Source organism: Paenibacillus sp. YSY-4.3 (assembly GCF_054767475.1).
In genome coordinates, this window is the sequence record NZ_BAABMC010000006.1 from 274,053 (window position 1) to 291,556 (window position 17,504).

23 protein-coding genes are annotated in these 17,504 nt (G+C 45.0%); 20 read left to right on the top strand and 3 right to left on the bottom strand.

The features are described from left to right. From ACYUJT_RS19465 to ACYUJT_RS19535, 15 genes are all read left to right on the top strand, one after another. Positions 1 to 1,167, top strand: coding sequence for a M20 family metallopeptidase (locus ACYUJT_RS19465; protein WP_460325323.1), 1,167 nt, complete (start codon positions 1 to 3; stop codon positions 1,165 to 1,167). Positions 1,168 to 1,332: 165 nt separating this feature from the next. Continuing rightward, positions 1,333 to 1,632, top strand: coding sequence for a hypothetical protein (locus tag ACYUJT_RS19470; protein ID WP_460325325.1), 300 nt, complete (start codon positions 1,333 to 1,335; stop codon positions 1,630 to 1,632). Between the two features lie 40 nt (positions 1,633 to 1,672). Continuing rightward, positions 1,673 to 2,068 carry an SMI1/KNR4 family protein gene (locus ACYUJT_RS19475; protein ID WP_460325327.1) on the top strand — a complete coding sequence of 132 codons (396 nt, stop codon included), beginning with the start codon at positions 1,673 to 1,675 and terminating at the stop codon, positions 2,066 to 2,068. A gap of 62 nt (positions 2,069 to 2,130) precedes the next feature. Continuing rightward, positions 2,131 to 2,607 (top strand): hypothetical protein, encoded by a 477-nt coding sequence (locus ACYUJT_RS19480; protein ID WP_460325329.1) that lies wholly within the window; start codon positions 2,131 to 2,133, stop codon positions 2,605 to 2,607. Continuing rightward, entirely contained in the window at positions 2,594 to 2,932 is a 339-nt protein-coding gene (locus tag ACYUJT_RS19485) for a DUF7919 family protein (protein ID WP_460325331.1), read from the top strand. Before ACYUJT_RS19480 ends, ACYUJT_RS19485 begins: the two co-directional genes overlap by 14 nt. 38 nt (positions 2,933 to 2,970) lie before the next feature. Continuing rightward, positions 2,971 to 3,222: a hypothetical protein gene (locus ACYUJT_RS19490; RefSeq protein WP_460325333.1), complete on the top strand. Its 252-nt coding sequence runs from the start codon at positions 2,971 to 2,973 to the stop codon at positions 3,220 to 3,222. A 150-nt stretch (positions 3,223 to 3,372) separates the two neighbouring features. Further along, positions 3,373 to 3,957, top strand: a complete 585-nt coding sequence (locus ACYUJT_RS19495; RefSeq protein ID WP_460325335.1) for a hypothetical protein — start codon at positions 3,373 to 3,375, stop codon at positions 3,955 to 3,957. Then, positions 3,945 to 4,862 (top strand): nucleotidyl transferase AbiEii/AbiGii toxin family protein, encoded by a 918-nt coding sequence (locus ACYUJT_RS19500; protein WP_460325337.1) that lies wholly within the window; start codon positions 3,945 to 3,947, stop codon positions 4,860 to 4,862. The genes ACYUJT_RS19495 and ACYUJT_RS19500 overlap by 13 nt, the downstream gene beginning before the upstream one ends. A gap of 41 nt (positions 4,863 to 4,903) precedes the next feature. Beyond that, complete coding sequence (locus ACYUJT_RS19505; RefSeq protein ID WP_460325340.1) at positions 4,904 to 5,248, top strand: hypothetical protein; 345 nt, start codon at positions 4,904 to 4,906, stop codon at positions 5,246 to 5,248. A gap of 130 nt (positions 5,249 to 5,378) precedes the next feature. Beyond that, a complete protein-coding gene (locus tag ACYUJT_RS19510) occupies positions 5,379 to 5,819 on the top strand; it encodes a hypothetical protein (RefSeq protein ID WP_460325341.1) in 441 nt (146 codons plus the stop codon). Positions 5,820 to 5,917: 98 nt separating this feature from the next. Next, positions 5,918 to 6,466 carry an RNA 2'-phosphotransferase gene (locus ACYUJT_RS19515; protein ID WP_460325342.1) on the top strand — a complete coding sequence of 183 codons (549 nt, stop codon included), beginning with the start codon at positions 5,918 to 5,920 and terminating at the stop codon, positions 6,464 to 6,466. Positions 6,467 to 6,502: 36 nt separating this feature from the next. Then, positions 6,503 to 7,246 (top strand): spermidine synthase, encoded by a 744-nt coding sequence (locus tag ACYUJT_RS19520; protein ID WP_460325344.1) that lies wholly within the window; start codon positions 6,503 to 6,505, stop codon positions 7,244 to 7,246. 215 nt (positions 7,247 to 7,461) lie between these two features. Then, positions 7,462 to 7,959 carry a hypothetical protein gene (locus ACYUJT_RS19525; RefSeq protein WP_460325346.1) on the top strand — a complete coding sequence of 166 codons (498 nt, stop codon included), beginning with the start codon at positions 7,462 to 7,464 and terminating at the stop codon, positions 7,957 to 7,959. A 132-nt stretch (positions 7,960 to 8,091) separates the two neighbouring features. Further along, complete coding sequence (locus ACYUJT_RS19530) at positions 8,092 to 9,303, top strand: tetratricopeptide repeat protein (protein WP_460325348.1); 1,212 nt, start codon at positions 8,092 to 8,094, stop codon at positions 9,301 to 9,303. 21 nt (positions 9,304 to 9,324) lie between these two features. Then, positions 9,325 to 10,002, top strand: coding sequence for a DUF1266 domain-containing protein (locus tag ACYUJT_RS19535; protein ID WP_460325350.1), 678 nt, complete (start codon positions 9,325 to 9,327; stop codon positions 10,000 to 10,002). A 61-nt stretch (positions 10,003 to 10,063) separates the two neighbouring features. Here the strand turns inward: ACYUJT_RS19535 and ACYUJT_RS19540 are convergent, their stop codons facing one another. Next, a complete protein-coding gene (locus ACYUJT_RS19540) occupies positions 10,064 to 10,948 on the bottom strand; it encodes a LysR family transcriptional regulator (RefSeq protein WP_460325352.1) in 885 nt (294 codons plus the stop codon). 292 nt (positions 10,949 to 11,240) lie between these two features. Here ACYUJT_RS19540 and ACYUJT_RS19545 point away from each other — a divergent pair, with 292 nt between their 5' ends. From ACYUJT_RS19545 to ACYUJT_RS19565, 5 genes are all read left to right on the top strand, one after another. After that, positions 11,241 to 11,783 carry an NADPH-dependent FMN reductase gene (locus ACYUJT_RS19545; protein ID WP_460325354.1) on the top strand — a complete coding sequence of 181 codons (543 nt, stop codon included), beginning with the start codon at positions 11,241 to 11,243 and terminating at the stop codon, positions 11,781 to 11,783. Between the two features lie 44 nt (positions 11,784 to 11,827). Next, positions 11,828 to 12,742: an NADP-dependent oxidoreductase gene (locus ACYUJT_RS19550; protein ID WP_460325356.1), complete on the top strand. Its 915-nt coding sequence runs from the start codon at positions 11,828 to 11,830 to the stop codon at positions 12,740 to 12,742. Positions 12,743 to 12,915: 173 nt separating this feature from the next. Beyond that, positions 12,916 to 14,340 carry a VanZ family protein gene (locus tag ACYUJT_RS19555; protein ID WP_460325358.1) on the top strand — a complete coding sequence of 475 codons (1,425 nt, stop codon included), beginning with the start codon at positions 12,916 to 12,918 and terminating at the stop codon, positions 14,338 to 14,340. A 70-nt stretch (positions 14,341 to 14,410) separates the two neighbouring features. Next, positions 14,411 to 15,382, top strand: coding sequence for a helix-turn-helix transcriptional regulator (locus ACYUJT_RS19560; RefSeq protein WP_460325360.1), 972 nt, complete (start codon positions 14,411 to 14,413; stop codon positions 15,380 to 15,382). A 108-nt stretch (positions 15,383 to 15,490) separates the two neighbouring features. Then, a complete protein-coding gene (locus ACYUJT_RS19565; protein ID WP_460325362.1) occupies positions 15,491 to 16,009 on the top strand; it encodes a DinB family protein in 519 nt (172 codons plus the stop codon). A gap of 162 nt (positions 16,010 to 16,171) precedes the next feature. Here ACYUJT_RS19565 and ACYUJT_RS19570 read toward each other — a convergent pair whose 3' ends face one another. Both ACYUJT_RS19570 and ACYUJT_RS19575 read right to left on the bottom strand, forming a co-directional pair. Then, on the bottom strand, positions 16,172 to 16,663 hold the full coding sequence (locus tag ACYUJT_RS19570; protein ID WP_460325364.1) for a pyridoxamine 5'-phosphate oxidase family protein: 492 nt from the start codon (positions 16,661 to 16,663) through the stop codon (positions 16,172 to 16,174). Positions 16,664 to 16,880: 217 nt separating this feature from the next. Then, a complete protein-coding gene (locus ACYUJT_RS19575) occupies positions 16,881 to 17,312 on the bottom strand; it encodes a DUF4352 domain-containing protein (protein WP_460325366.1) in 432 nt (143 codons plus the stop codon). Between the last annotated feature and the right edge of the window lie 192 nt (positions 17,313 to 17,504).

Sequence of the window (17,504 nt, forward strand, 5' to 3'; positions counted from 1 at the left end):
TTGAGTAAATTGTTGGAATTTATTAACGGGCAGCGGGCTGCTTTACTGAAAGATCTAGAGCAGCTTGTGAACATGGATTCCCCGACCGGAAGCAAAGTGCTGGTAGACCAAGCGATGGAGGTTGTCATCCAGCGGTTTCAGGAGCTGATCGGAGGGACGGTCGAACGGATTCCGCAGGATAAATTCGGGGATCAAGTCAAGCTGTATTTGCGGAAGGAAGCAGGAGCAGCAGCGGAAACAGAGGCAGGGGCTGGGCAAATTATGCTGCTGACGCATATCGATACGGTTTGGCCGGAGGGAGAGGTGGCCAGCCGCCCTTTCCGGAAAGAAGGGAACCGCCTGTACGGGCCAGGTATTTTTGATATGAAATGTGGTCTGCTGCAGGGGTTGTATGCGATGTATGCAGTTGCGTCACAGTGTAATCCAGCTAAAAATATCGTATTGTTCATTAATACGGATGAGGAAGTCGGCAGCCCGTCCTCCAGGCGATGGATCGAGGAGGAGGCGGCGAAGAGCGACGCTGTATTCGTATTGGAGCCGGCACTCGGCCCTGACGGGAAGCTAAAAACAGCGCGCAAGGGTGTAGGCAGGTTCACACTGGAAATTGAGGGGATTTCCGCTCACTCGGGAATCAATCACAGCGATGGGGTGAGCGCCCTGGAGGAACTGGCCCATCAAATATTGTTCCTGCAGGGGTTGACGGACTATGAGAAGGGCTCCACGGTTAATGTCGGCTTGGCCTCTGGCGGGACGGCCGTCAACGTGGTGAGCGATTATGCACGGGCGCAATTTGAGCTGCGCATTGAGTCCAAAGCCGAGGCAGATCGCCTAAGTCAGCTTATTAGCAATATGTCGCCCGTACTGAACAACGTAAAGCTTCGAGTGCAGGGAGGCATGGTGCGTCCGCCGATGGAACGGGCAATGAGCCGCGATTTATTCGCCAGTGCGCAGTCGGTCGCCCGCGAGTTGGGCTTCCCTTTGCAGGAGACGGCTACGGGCGGGGCCAGTGACGGCAATTTTACCGCGGCATTGAATGTGCCGACGTTAGATGGACTGGGCGCCGTAGGCCACGGTGCCCATGCGCTTGATGAATATGTCGAGCTGGATAGCATCGCCATGCGCAGTGCATTATTAGCTCATTTAATGATGGAACAAATGAAAGATTAACGTTGTTTGGAGAGGAGCGTCCCCTAGTAGATTACTCTGCTATGGGATGGCTCCTTTTTATAGTTGGTCAAATTTTAAAACTGTCATTGCATTTGATGCGGCGGAAAACATGCGACACTTCCTAGTGGAGACTACTACCAACAAAAATGAGAAAGGAGGGTTTCCTTGAAGTTATTTGAAATTAGCGGTTATTTTGAAGTTATGAATAAAGGTACAGTTATTGGTGGTGTAAATCCAGAACTAGATAAATTGGATCATGGAACAATTAAAGAATTGATTGGAGAATCCATTATAATTATAGATTCTGAAGATAATAAACATATGTTTGATGTGGTTTCATTTCAAATCTCGACCTCTTTAATTAATAAAAAGAATATTGGAATTTGTATTGGATTCCCAGAAAATATAGACTTTCTAAAAAATGGTGCGATAGTATACAGTAATGAAGCCCTGACAAGGTTGTAAAAAAGGGATAGTAGAATTTAGATGGATTAGGAGACGTTTAATGATAAATTCACAATCTTTGTTAAGTTTCAATCTTTATCCTGCAGTTGATGATAATGAGATCAACAAGACCGAGGTAGAAATGGGTCTAAAATTCCCTAAAGGGTTTAGGGAATTACTAACATTGACTAATGGTCTTGAAACAGAAGAAGGTGTCTCTATTTTTGGTACTGATATTATTGTTGAAAGAAATCATACCTATGAGGTTTCTGAGTATGCACAGGGCTATTTAGCTGTAGGGAGTAATGGCGGGGGAAAGTTCTACTTAATGTCAGCTAATTTTGACTCCACTGAATTATTACAAGTAGATGCAGGAGTTATGAATCCTGGATTTGCTTCTTTAGTTAGTATGGATTTTGTTGAATGGATAAATAATGGGGCAATGAATCATACATAGTGAAGGTAAGTAGAGCATAATTGTTATATTTAAATTAGGAATAGAGCAAGGATGTGATGAGCATGTCTATAAAGGATCAGATAGTAAAATTAAAGAAAATAGGATTTCCCGATAATGAAGACTATGATATAGATAACGCCGTAAATATATTAAATGATATAGCACAGAGAGCAGATAATGGTGAGATTGACGCTCTATGCGGCATTTTCAATGATGAACTTGAGCCCTCTCTTGAAAGTGATTTAATAGAAACAATTTTTCATATTATTGAATGTAATGGATTTGAAGAGGGCTTATATGAATTGACACTAGGGTTATTAAGTACGAGTCAAGATGCGAGTGTCTGTGTGAAAAGAACTTTTAAAACTCTACTTAACTCAGAGGATTTTATTAAGCCTTATAAAAGAGTTGTAAAGAAAATGGCATTCTCGAAAAGGGAAGAAGTATTAAATATTCTAAGAGAGATCGTTGACAGACAACCAGATCAATATGCTGAGAAAGTTAATTATTTATTAGGAGATATAAATGATCAGCTATAAAGATCTGACTTGTTATTGCCTTCATCATTTTGAAAATTCTTATAATGTGGGTTGGATCGATGTGAAAGATGATTTTCCTAAGGCGTCGTTGTCACAAGAATTTATCGCAAAATTATGGGAGTATATAAAATTTCCGCTTAATGCTCATAGATCTTCTAATGATTCGGTACTGGTACATTACAATGGAGAGAAAAATGAGATTCCAAATATGGATGAAATGAAAGTAACTATGGACCAATATTATGATGATATAGAGATTACAATAGGAGACAGATTTATTATTACAGAGGAAAGCTACCGGATTATTGTTGTAAAAGAGGGCTAAAAATGTGTGACACACATATTATGCAAGTAGGATTCAGCATGAATCATAAAGAACTCGGATGTATTATTTTTGGAGGGGCTGACCCGGTATTTACCTCAAACAATACAAAAATACCATCCCTTGTAGATAAATATATTATAGTTAAAACTACAACGGAAGATTTGAAATTTAAAGTGAAAAAAATGGATCTTTCATTTTCTATCTCTGGAATGCTAAGCATTGGAGTTATCGTTTGTGATTCCGATGATTTTTTAAAAGTTAAAACGGGAGATCATGTTTTTTTAGCTTAAATGATGAAAAATAGAGTTATGAAAGCAACAAAAAAAGCTTATTCCATCTCAAAAATGAGAAGGGATAAGCTTTTAATATTGGGTAAAATTTCCTCGGTAATTTACCGAGATAATAATGTGGGGCATAAGACAATATGAAGGGGTTTAGCAATGGAGTTTGAATTTCACATCACAGTAAAGGATTTAACAATGGATGAAAAGGAGGCTTTTATAAACGTCTGTCATCAGGAGCAGGTGAAACCAGTCATGATTGTCTTAAATCAAGGCAATTACATCCATCAACCGATGGTTACTGGAATTGTTCACAGGACGGATTTTCAGCAAGCGAATCAAGAAATTGAACGGGTGGCAACGACATTCCAAAACAAAGGATTTACCGTTGTAAGAAAAAAGGTAGAAATTCCTGCGAAGGAAGAGAAGTACTTTGATCAGCCGCTTGTTAAGAGTTCCAAACCCTATTTTGAGTGGCATGGCAAAGTGCAAGTAGATGAAGTGGATAGCTTAAAAAGTCTTTGCGCAGGTTATGGCGGACATATTTCGAGGAACTCTCTAAATGCCAATGGTAAAGTAAGATTCGTGACGGTTCGAGAGTATGAAAATAAGGAAAAATTTTATGACCGTGTAGGCAAAATACATATCGTTTTACAAGCAAATCAAATAGAGCTGATGAAGGAACAATATGAGTTATGCATCTATGACAGTAGAGAGGATTTAGATAGCGGATGGATTTTCTAAACTATGAGACGAGGGAACTCGTTGTTCTAGAAGCGCTTTTGAGAAGGGCTTCCCTTGTGAAAATGCCGTTTGTATTAAAAGGCAGCCTATTAACAAGACAATATTTATCGGATCGTACTCTTCGTGAGGTAGATGATGTAGACTTTCTGTACGCAGGCAAGATCACTGATGCTGAACAGGCGCGTGAAATATTTACAGAATGGCTGATCCAAGTGACGGAGCTTGATCTGGATGATGGTGTCATGTTTAGAAGTTTTCGCGAGAATGCATTTTGGAGATACATAGACTACGCCATGGCAGATGATTTTCCTACGGTCAACACCGACATAGCTTATTGTTTTAAAAATGAACGGGGCGAAACTTCTGAGTATGATGAGTTCTATCTAGACGTGTCATTTAATTTAGAACTGAACATACAGCCTATTCCTCTAAAATATGTCCCACTCTTTGGCGAGAGCTTCCTTGTTCCTTACACTGTGCCGCTATCCGTCCAAGTAGCCTGGAAGCTGCATCAGACGATTGTGAGGCCCAGATTTAAGGATCTGTATGACTTAAGGTTTTTATTGTCCAATTCACTTTATGATCGCCAGGCACTTCAAGAAACATTGCAAACCCTTGTCGACGAATGCAGCATGGACCCATCGATTACAAAAGCTGCTATTAAAAAGATACTAGCAGACGAGTTATATGACCTGTACCCATCGTTGGAAAATGATTACGATTTAAGACAATATGCTGGTAACTTAGATCGTCAGCTTTATTTTACGGAGGTTGTCACAGATTTACGTAAACTAATGAATTTAGCCGGTATAGATGGCGTTGCATTTAAGCATTTACCGAAACCAACTCATGTAAAATCAACTTCAGTGTTTCGCAGAATCTTTGAGAAGTTAACTCATAGGTGAATCTATAAAAAATCACTATTTTTGAAAGGAAATTTTTTTGCATGATCGTTTGGAAAGGTTGGGGGATTTTTATTATCGTTATCCCAGCGATGATATTTTATTTTGTTGATCTTTTAGTGTCACCTCTAGGACTGGATTCATTAGATAAGCGATTGCCGCTGGCATTTGTCTGTATTGTGTCGGGAATTATTCTTTGGTATGTAGGAAAGGCATTTAACGCCGACTCGGGCAGAGTACTGGTCGATGAGGAAACGGGAGAACGCTATAAAATGGCGCATGGGCATAGTTTATTTTCCATTCCTATGCATTATTGGGGCCCTATCGGTTTAGTAGCAGGTTTTATTCTAATAGTTGCAACGATAGTTTCATATTTCTCGTTAGACTAGTCAGCATCCATTAAATTGTTGGAAGGTGGTAACGGAAAAGTTGCCGCCTTCTATTTGGTTTAAATGGAATGGTGAGAAAATAATATTTACTTATACAGTGAGCTAAACATAATCAGGGAGAAGATATGTATTGAGAGTAAAGTGTAAGTGTGGGGTTGTCCTATCGGATACATTAGTACCTAATAATGTGGTTTATTGGACGTATCCTGTTAATGAAGAAGATCTTCTTATTAAAACTTTTAGAGGAGAATATCCTGATCTTACGCAAATTGCCATATGGCATTGTGAAGCGTGTAGTCGATTTTATTATTGGAGCCATGATTGGAAAGTTTATACATACAGATTGAAACAAGCAGATATGACCGAGATTAAAGGTTTTGATTGGACTAATATTAAAAATGTTTATATTTCTTTTAATGATTTCGAAGAAGATGAAATAATGAGACAATTGAAAGAGACAGGCCAAATCGTATTTCCAAGAAAAATAAAGATTATTGAAACGGACAAAAAAATTGCCGTTGTATCTAAATGCAACATGAAGCTATACGAGCTGGAAGATGTTATATCATAACTATATCCGTGCTACCCAGGATGATTGCATTCGTGCTTTTGAAGAGACTTTTAGCGGTTTATAAGTGGCCGCTTATGATATGAAAGGAGGAAACTAAAATGAGACAAAGCAAACCAGACGTAGAGCTTGGGAGGTTTCTGAGCCTGATCCTGCGTCATAACCCCGGAGCTGTAGGAATCAAGCTTGACGCGAACGGCTGGGCGGATGTTAAGGAACTGCTTGCAGGCCTGCACCGTGCAGGGCGCGCTGTTAATATGGCTACTCTGGAACGGATTGTGCGGGAGAATAGCAAACAGCGCTATAGCTTTAATGAAGACCACAGCAAAATTCGTGCCAATCAAGGCCACTCCCTTGCTGTAGATGTAGAGCTTAAAGTAGAGACTCCGCCAGAATACTTATACCATGGTACGGCAGCGCTATCCGTTGATAGTATTCGCAAGCAGGGAATTACGAAGCAATCCCGGCAGCATGTACACCTCACCGAGGAGAGGGAGACAGCCACCCGCGTGGGCGGCCGCCATGGCAAGCCGGTTGTTCTGACGGTTCGGGCAGGAGCTATGCATCGGGATGGATTTATTTTTTACCGGTCGGAAAATCAGGTATGGCTATGTGATCATGTACCGTGGGAGTACATCAACGTGAAGTAATATCTTTCAATTCAACATAGAGGGGAATCAGTTCGCTTGAAATTGTTGTATAAGACCTTCAGTCAAGGTCATGAGGTTGCCGTATATGTAGCTGCGGAACTGGATGGAGAGAAGGGGACCTTTCGCGTGCTGCAGTTTTCGGAAGAGGCGGTACAAGGGGCCATGGATATGGCTAATCCGGAGCGTGTCGTACTGGAATACCCTCGGGCAATCTGTCATTTGATGGAATATAACCAACCCTCATTTGAGCGCGTATTTCTGATTGGACATGGAATTGGTACACTCTCTAGACACTTTGCGGACAAAACATTTGATGTGGCAGAGTTAGATCAAGCGGTCGTAGATATTAGCCGGGAGTGGTTTGGATATTCCAAAGATGATGTGAGGGTAGGCGATGGTCGAGAGCTGTTGGAGAACGAATCGCCGCATGTCTATGATTATGTCGTCCTGGATGCATTTTCGGCTAAGGGCACGCCTTCCCATCTTCTGTCTAGCGAGTTCTTTCACATGATCGCAAGCAAGCTCGAGCACCATGGTTCGCTGATCATGAACCTTATGGGCAGGGGCGAGCAGGATCAATGGATGAATGCGATACATAGCACGCTTAGCGAAGTGTTTCCTTATACGAAGTGTTTTGCCTTGCCCGTCGAAGGGGACAGGGATCTTCGCAATATTATTATGATTGGCAGCAAACAAAACATCCATTATCAACTTCGGCATATGGCGGGGTTTAGCGAGTTTGAGGCAGGGCAGGGTTATATTATCTATGACCATAGTTAGTACCAATTACGCAGAGTGCAATGAAGTATCAAATGTAGATGATGCAACGAAGTTTTATTAGCTTTAAGAGCCTTGAGAGATGATTATTCTTAGGCTCTTTTATTTGTGTTAAATTAACATTATTTGATTGGATATCCGAAATATAAGGAGGGGAATTAATGCGACGTAATTAAAATATGGAGTTGCGAAGCGACAAAAAAAGGAGGGGCTGCAATATGGCAGTCATATATTTCGTACTAGGCCTAGCGGCAATCATATACGGTATCAAACTGTTTATGAAATCGAAGAAGGATACAGACAATGGCCAGTCAATAAGCTCGCTCATAAAGCCGGCAATGCGCAAAGCACATATGAAGCTGCTAGGAATATTGTTGGTTTTATATGGCCTTGTAAGCATTCTAAATGCGATAGTGAATATTAACATTAAATCTGAAGGAATCGTCATAGAAGCTTACTCTGGCAGAAGCATCGCTTTTTTTATAGGTGGAGCGTTGGGGATAGTATTCGGAATTAGCAGTATTCTCGCAACCCGTAAACCTATCAATATTAAAAAGGTAAATATCGAGAAAATAAACAAGCAGAAAAATCCCGATGAAACGGTGGAAGATTATCTAGAGCGAGTTAGGAAAGTTTTTAAGACAACGGGTAAACGTATTTTGATCCTATCAATTGTATTGCTGTGTATTGGTGCATATTTAGACTTGAATGCTTAATCTAGAAAACATAATGCTTGATACATAATTATTAAAAAAGGATGGCCGAGAGAAATAATGACATATTGGACTGTACTAGGGATTGACCCTACGACGGACGAGTCCGTTATTAAGAAGGCTTACGCAAGTCAATTGCAGGTTCATCATCCGGAGGAGGATCCCGAGGGCTACCAGCGTCTGAGGGAAGCCTATGAATGGGCCAAGAAACGTGCCAAAGAGTGGATAGAAGAAGAGGAAGAAGACTACGGCGGGATACAAACCTCATGGCCATCTATCCATTCTGAGGAAATACAATCGGAACGTCATCCGGCTGGCGAATTCTTTGAACAATTGGAGGAGCTGTATGACGATTTCCTACGCCGGATTGATCCTGAGCAGTGGGAATTGTTGATGACGAATGATTATATGTGGGACATGGAGTACCAGGGGGAACGATTACATAGACTTCTGGAATTTCTGGAGGAACACCGGCATTTACCGCGGGCGGTGTGGGAGGTCTTGAACCAATCCTTTCAATTGTTGGAGCAGAAGGAAGATTTATTTGAACTCTACGATGAGGACGAAATAGCTTTTATCATTGGGCAAATCCAAGGGACATCGGAATTAGGTTACACGTGTTTTGAAGCTAAGCAGCTTGATTTCGATATCGAGCACTATCTCACGGTCAGGCAGGATGCTCAAACCCTGCTAATGGAGGATAACCCGGTGGCAGCCAGGGATGATCTGGCAGAGGCTCATGCTATGTTCCAGGATGATCCGGATTTGCAGCTCATGCGCGCTAAATGTTACATCATGCTCGAACAAAAGCCGGAGGCCGTGTCATGTTTACAGCGAGTTCTAGAGCTCAAACCGGATGAGCATGAAGCACGTCTGTTGATGGCGCAATTCTTCTATGAGCAGCAGCAGTTTGATGAGGCGATACGGGAATGTGAGTTTTTACAGGAGCAAGGGATTTTGAATCAGGATGTGTTAAGCGTACATGGAAACTCCGCAATTGAGTTGGGAGATATTGAGCAAGTTTGGGAACAGACCAAGCAAAATGAGCCAATCTGGCATGAATTTTACCACTTTCGATACAACCTGTTATTGAGGCGCATGTGGAATAAACATCTTTTATCCCAGGAGCATAATCCCTATTACGATAAGTTTAAAAAGGCTAATAGAAAAGAGCAGTGGCTGGTTTTCGGTTTTCTCTGTTTTAGATTAAGTTGGCTTTATCTTTTTTTATTTGGGCTTGTTTATTTTATCTTTCATCTGCCCCCGGTATTTTTGGTGTTTTTGCTTATCGTTTTGTGCGGAAGTGCTTGGAAGACCATAAGAACAATAAGGATGTTTTTGTCATGACCAGGGAGGCAATCATTTATAATGGAAAATCGATATACATATAAGCAGCGAAAAAGGTTGGAGCTGTATTTTCGCTGTCTCTCGGCAAGTTGTCTTCATGGTACGCTCCAAAATTATTATGTAACCTATGAATTTGGACTAACGGAACGGCTGGTCCGCAAAAGCGTGATACGTGACGCCTTGAAGCGTTGGAGCATCACGGATGCTGATAGCCTGAGAATTAAAATCCGCTGGCTGATCGAGGATGGAGGCCGGTCGGAATACAAAAGCAAGCATATGCGCCTGCTAACACTTAGCGAAACGGCGCGTCAACGTTATCTCGAAGGCTTAAAAGAGGAGCATGACGAGAAGAGCTATGCCCAATGGGATGTCGTAGCTAAATGCCTGTACCAGCTCCCTTCCGGGGATATTCGGGCATACGGTTTGGCTTGGGCAATCATGTTGAGCCGAATTGGACTGGTGAAGCGCTACTTGTCGAAGGAAGAGGCTTGGAACATCAAGTTGGAGACGGCAGCCATACTGCAGCAGACTTACAAGGGCTGGGAGGATTTCTACTTGGCGTATTTGTGCGGAAATTATTTTTATGCGGATAAGCCGGGGATTAAACAGTATGTGCATGTTTCGGGGATGTATGCTCTATGGGCCAACAGTACTTTACTACATCGCAAAATTCATTGGGATCAGCCTCTGCAGCCGTAAATCAGAAAACCCGCCGCTAATGCGGCGGGTTTCTCTTAATACACCATATGTAACCGTCGAATCAACCCGCCTTCACTGATTTAGCAAAGTACCCGATGAGAAAATCACGGAACTTGCGCGCAGCGAGGGAGAGATACCGTTTCTCGTGCCAAATGATTTGGAAATCACGCTGGCAAACGGGAGATTCAATATGCAGCAAGTTCAGCGGTGAGCCAGGGCCGCCGCAATTTCCTACAAGTGCAACACCCAGCCCGGCTCGGACAAGACTTGCAACGCCGGCAGGCTCGTCGACCCGGCAGACGAAGTTAGGAGTTATCCCGGCTTCCCGAAACAACAAATCGTTCATTTTCTGAATAGGAACCCCCTCCTTGTACCCGATAAAAGGCTCCTCTGCCAGTTCGCTCAAGTGAATGCTCCTTCTCCCGGCAAAGCGGTGTCCTTGGGGAACAGCCAAATAAACATCTTCCTTCAAAACGGTCACCGTGCTAATGTCAGGGCGATCGATCGGCAGCGCCAGCGAAAAGCACATGTCCACCTCGCCCATCTCCACCAAATGCGTCATATCCTCCATCGAAGCCTGTGTAATCCGAAAGTTGACTTCTGGATGCAGCGCGAAAAATTCACCTAGCGCATCCGATAACCGGTCCAGTGTCATTGTCGCAAAGTGTACGCTCCCTTGTTCGAGTCCCGCCAGTTCGGACACTTCCTTCTCTCCTTCTTCTAATAAGGTGAGTGCCTTCTCGACTTTGACTAGAAATGCCTTACCGAACACATTCAGGCGAATCCGCCCCCCGTGCCGATCGAACAACGGAACCCCTACGTCTGCCTCCAGTCTTGAAATCGTCTTGCTCAGCGCAGGCTGCGCGATACGCAGCTCCTCAGCTGCCTTCGTCATGTGCTCCATCCGGGCCACCGTTCGAAAATACTTCAACTGCAGCAGCTCCATACGCGTCTCCCCTCATATACCCGAGTATATAGCCATCATGGCTTAAGATATATTTTTGTTTATTTATTAGTGATTGTAAAATAAAGCATGTAAGGAAGGCAATACGCCCCAAGTAAAAAAATACCGCCAAAGGCAGAGCGGAGGCTCACCGCTATGAAAGCCCCACTCCACAAACCGGCGATAAATTGATTCGGATTCTGAGGCGCGAGCCTTCGCAATATTTACTTGGTTCTTGCGGTTTTGCATGTGGGCATTTTGTTGTTCTATTATATGTAGTTTGGGAGGAGTTCATATGAAACCACTAAGTATTGGCATTATTTTAGGAAGCACACGTCAAGGACGCGTAAGTCCGCAAGTAGGTAATTGGGTTAAAGATATTGCTGATAGGCGTGGAGATGCGAATTATGAAATCGTAGATATCGCAGACTTTCAATTGCCCTTTTTCGGAGAAGGGATTGGTGAGGAGCCTGGATTAATCGCTTGGCCAGAAAAGCTATCCAGCTTGGACGGGTTCGTATTTATAGTCCAGGAATACAATCACAGCATTACAGGAGTGTTAAAAAATGCACTGGATTCCGCGCGAAGCGAATGGAACAACAAGGCAGCGGGCATCGTTAGCTATGGTTCAACGGGCGGAGCCCGCGCAGCCGAACATTTACGCGGAATTTTAGGAGAATTGCTCGTAGCGGACGTTCGCACACATCCAACATTTTCGATGTTTACGGATTTTGAGAGCTTCAAAACATTTAAACCTGCCGAATTGCACGTAGATAAAATCAACGAAATGTTAGATCAGCTTATCGCATGGAGCGGCGCTTTAAAAACATTGCGATAATCGACGGCGCTAAAAAATATGGATAAATAAGGGAGGGTTACACTATGAAAGCAGCAGCATTTCGTTCGGTCGGCGGACCCGAGGTTATGGAGGTTATGTCGTTTCCCGATCCGCAGGCCGGTCCTAGGCAAGTCAGGGTTCGGGTGAAAACAGCCGGGGTACAGCATTACGATTGCGGCTTACGGAGCGGCTGGACTCCGCAGGGCGTCGTCATTCAACTTCCGCAAATCCCGGGAAATGAGTTCGCGGGAATCATCGATCAAGTGGGTGAAGGTGTTACCGGCTTTAAAATAGGCAGCGAGGTACTCGGCTTCGCGCTAATGAATTGTTATGCGGAATACGTGGTTGTGGGCGTTGACCAAATCGTAAGCAAGCCCCGCAGTATGACCTGGGAAGAGGCAGGGGGGCTGACCGGCAATGGCCAAGGGGCGTATATCGCCTTGAAAGCCATCGGCGTTGGGCCAGGCGACACTGTATTGATCAATGGCGCGGCTGGGTCGCTGGGTGCTTTTGCCGTACAGCTGGCGAAGGAATGGGGGGCCAAGACTGTCATTGGTACTGCCAGCGAGAGGAACCATGACTACCTTCGTTCGTTGGGCGCTGTTCCACTGACGTATGAGGAAGGTCTGGCCGAGCGAGTACGTGCGATTGCGCCGGACGGCGTCGATGCCGCATTCGATACGGCTGGAGGCGAGGGGATTCGGGCTGCGGTGGACTTGGTGAAGGACAAGGAACGGATATGCACGTTTTTCGCCTATGACCTGATCGAGGAGCTCGGACTTCGCGTCGTCCGCGGGGAACGCTCGGCAGCCCGCCTTGCAGAACTGGTCGACCTGCATTCAAAAGGCAAGCTGCACATCCATATCAGGGAGACCTTCCCGCTGGATCGGGTCGGCGATGCTCACCGGGCCATCGAAACAAGACGCGGCCGCGGGAAGATCGTCCTCACCTTCGACTAAACGGAGGCATGAGTAGTTTAAGAGCCTAAACAGATGATTAAATCTTAGGCTCTTTTTTGCGTGTATACTTTTTTTCGCTTACAAATTTACGATACGAGTGAAACAAATGGTGTAGTATTTCGTTATAGAAATGTCAGCCTCATTGACCAAGTCGTAAAATGGAGGGTTTATCCATGGATTTACAAGGAATCATCGACAAACTGTTGCCGATTTTGCCGACGGCGCTGATCGTAGCATTGGTGTTCATCGGGGTCTCGTATTTATCCTACGCCTTATATCGAAAGAGGGGCGGGAGAAGAACCGTAACCGCCAGGCAGGTTATCGCGAGCTTTCTGGTCCTGGCCTGGTTTGTTGTGGTTATGGTATTAACGACATTCAGCAGAGGCGCTAATTATGAGGGATGGTTTAATTTCCAGCTTTTCAGCGGTTATGTGAACGCATGGAATCAATGGTCATTACAGGAATGGCAGTTAATTATTTTTAACATGCTGATGTTCGCTCCGCTCGGTTTCCTGCTGCCGCTTCTAGGCCAAACAACACGCCGTTTCAGTCCTGTTCTGCTTCTGTCGCTTCTTATAACGCTGGGGATTGAGTGCATTCAGATGTTGAGCCGCAGGGGTATTTTTGAACTGGACGATATTCTACACAACACACTTGGAAGTATGGCGGGATATTTCGTGATGAGCGCAATCCTAGACACCGCTGAACATCGAAAGATCGCGGTCAAATCTGTATGGAAGGCGCTCAGTATACCGCTATTTTTTGCTCTGCTATTTTCCGGAGCTATGCTTGTCTACAACATGAAAGAGCTTGGCAACCTGTCCATTCGTCCGGCGATTGCACAAGACATGAGTCATGTTAAAGTAACGCTTAACGCCGATTTACCAACCGAGGCCGAACCGGTATCTCTTTATTCCAACAGCCGCATTCATCATCTTAAATATGGGGAAGAGATGGCAGGGCTGGTGAAGCGTACTTTTGACCTGCAGCAGGTCGGCGGCGTTCGCATGGATGGATTTAACCGCATATGGATGCTTCTTGCCGATGACGGAAAGGAATATACGTTTAATTACGCTGTCAACGATGGCGGATGGTGGCTATCAACCGAAGGTGATGGAAGCGGCCCGATGGAGCAGGAGGAATTGGCCAAGCATGGAGAGTATTATGGAAGCTGGATGCTTTCGAGCGGCATATTACCCCCAAATGCTGTATTCAGCACACAAAATGAAGATACGATTCGCTGGGATATTGAACGGTCCATCGCAGACATCGCTCGAGGAAATAGCGATTATGCAAGTGGAATGGTAATGATTGAACCCTCCGGAGAACACCAAATTCCACATAGCTTATTTTACGCTATGCAAGAGAACAAGTTTGTACGCAAAATTGAGATTATCAGTCCGGCTCAAGCCTATATGGAAGTTGCCAAGGGGAACTTTTATGTTTTTAATGACTTGAAGAACGGCGACCAACTGAATGTGGACGAATATGAACTGACCTATACCTACGATTCAAAAGGGTATTACCAACCTGTTTACCGGTTCACAGGAACGGTGAATGAATCGCCTTGGTCTACGTTGATTCCGGCAGTGAAATGAATCATGGATCACTCGATCTGTTTTTTTAATTAGTTTCCTTAATTTGAGGAAGGAAAAGAGGGTCATTTCGATGGCGAAATGGGATAACATGCTGTCCATGCTTTGGATGCTGCGCTCCGGAAGAAAGCTCACCGCTGCGCAGATCGCTGACAGTTTAGAAATCAGCGTCCGCACCGTGTATCGATATATCGATGCATTATGTGCCAGCGGTGTACCGATAATCGCAGAATCGGGCCATGATGGCGGTATTCGCATTCTGGAAAGCTTCAAGGAGACGCCATTGTTCTTCAATTCCTTAGAGCTGAAGGCGCTTGTGGATGCATTTAAATTTGCGCAAGGCGCAGGCTATCCGTATACGGAAGAGTTACAAAGCGCATTGAAGAAGGTCGAGGACGGGCTGCATGAGGAGCAGCGCGATGATTTGTCCCGTCAAATAAGCGGCTTGGATGTGATTGCTCCAGCGCGTCCCCCTTCCGTCATTCGGTTGCTCAGGGAACTAGAGCAGGCGGCGAAGGAGGGGAGGACGGTCCGTATCGCCTACCGTAAAGCGAATGCTGAGCATGCATACGAACGTGAGGTTGATCCGTACGGGCTGGCTTACGACCGGAATGAATGGTATGCTGTCGCATTCTGCCACCGGTCTCAGGCGGTTCGGACGTTCCGTGTAGATCGAATCGAGTGGCTGGAGCAGACCAAATTGCGATTTGATCAGCCTCTGCATTTCTCCGCGTCGACTTATTTCCACGATCAGTCCGAGCAAAGACGGGAGGCGGACGGACCGTTGACGGTCATTTGCATTGAGGGAGAATCTGACGCGCTGAACGCGGTTTGCGCCCACTGGCATCTGCGCCACTATTTGACCGAACGGAGCGATCGAGAGGCCCGGTTTCTGCTCGATGTCCCGACGATGAACAAGTACCTTCCGATGTATCTGATCGCGTTTGGCACGGCCATTCGGGTTCGGGAACCGCTTGAGCTGAAGTGCATGATCCGGGAAATGGCGTATGGAATCGCAAAACATTACGATAACAATACCGACTGAGCTTGAACTTCACTGACATCGATTGTCAGCAAACCCGGTATACGATAGAGATACGGCTGCGGTAGTGACAGTCTAACGATGACGAATAAAGGTGAGGTGAATTCATCTATGCTTCAACACTCGCAACAATTGTACGAATATCATGTTTGGGCGAATGACCGACTGTTCGCTCATCTAGGGCAGCTTCCAGAGGATGTATTTCATGCAGAGGTGACGAGCGTTTTCCCGTCTGTAGCGCAAACGCTTGGACATATGTACTTATTCGAGCAGCTCTATATGTCCGTGCTCGCGGGAGTACCGAACGAGAAGAGTTTTCCGAAGATCCCGGAGTGGACAGAGGAAGCGCAGGGAAAAACCGTAGACGAGATGGAGCGACTGTTCGCCGGTGTAGCTGAACAGTTCCGTGATTTGCTGCGGCGTACGCCGGACCCGGACAAGGCGATGACGATTGAGCATCCCAAATATGGCCGGCTCGATACGCGTTTCTCCGATATTCTGCATCATGTGGTCAACCACGGAACGTATCACCGTGGCAATGTGACCGCTATACTGAAACAGCAAGGGTATGCTGGGGTGCCAACGGATTATCTGTTTTATTTGATGGAGTGCCAAGAAAGTCGGCAGTAAACCTGGCAGGCGAGTGACTTCGCCACTTGCCGGATGCGGCCGCCTCAAATTAGCTTATAGCAATAAGAGCGGGTTCATATTTTAGGCCACCATTTTGGTGGCCAGATTTATGAATACCAGCCGTTACAGGCAGCCGGAGAACCTTCACTACACAACATGGTTTCAAGTCATATTCACAATCTGATTCATATCCGTCCCCTCGGTATTCTTGCCTAACATTCTGCGGAACAAGAATTTGACCATTTTGAATTTATTGCCCGAATCCCAGTACTCCGCAGTTTCCGCATTTACCTTTATGAGAACCAGATTAGGATCGTCAGAAGTGGTTTCAAGCAGTTCCTCGTACATCGGATTCCAAAACTGTTGCAATTTCTCCTGATCCTCCACCAATTCAGCTTTACCTCGGATAGAGACAAAGGATTTTCCCACATAGGCTACGTTCACATGTTGATTCTGAAGCAGTTCGTGGAATTTGCCGCTATCCTTCTTTGTCAGGAACCAAAGAGTCCCGTCAAACTCGACATCCTGGGTTTTCATGGGCCGAGATACGAGTCCCTCTTCTGAAACTGTCGTTAGCATCGCGGTTTCAATACCATTAATTAATTCATGAACGGTTTTGATCGCTTCCTGGTTGTCGGTAACAGAACTCGTCATGTTTTCATCCTTTCAAAAATTTATATTTTATCATTTGTTCTGTTACCTTTCCCTATTCCGAAAAAAGTAGTACACGCTGGCTTATGCTACATAGTCACTTGTAGGGAGGCGGCCTTAGGAGCGATGAACGGGGCTGCGGCTGTATTAGGGCCGTGTTGTGTATTCTCGCCGTTTATGAAAACAAGAGGGGTTCATCAGATCTGGACGTTTTATTCACTCAATACATTAACGTAACCGTTGAATACTCGGCATTCTTGCTTAAAGGATTGTTCGTGATGGCAACCGCCAGTGAACGAGTATTCCGAGGGAGCTCGAAATGAATTTGTCCATGCGGCTCTGGGGAAAGCGGGGGGTTCCAGATTTGGCTTTTAGATAGATTAGGATAATAATGGTTTCCTTCGGCGTCCACTAAAGTGAAATACTGGGCCCGGAGTTCGGCGTTTTTGTCTTGTGCTATTATCGCGCTGACGTTTACGATCACGGTTCGGTTTCTATTCCGTTTCCTCTGATCCTCAAACGATTCGACAGTAATATCCAAATCCCCCACGGTCACCGTTTCTTCAACCGGAATATACGCGTTAGCTCCCTCTGAACTGCAACCTGCAGCTACCATAATTACTAGTAAAAATAGAATACTGAATTTCTTCATGATTTCCTCCGACAATAGTACTAGGTCAAAGCTTACCATATATGGACGGCGAGGGAAATATATGAAATACCTGATGGAAGCTTTAAGTCACAAAGATAGCTCATTCCAGATTGAATTGGGAAAAATCTATCCGTCAGATAACATCGTTAGCAGCATGGGCAGGCAGTTATTTTCGCCTGCCCATGCTGCGGA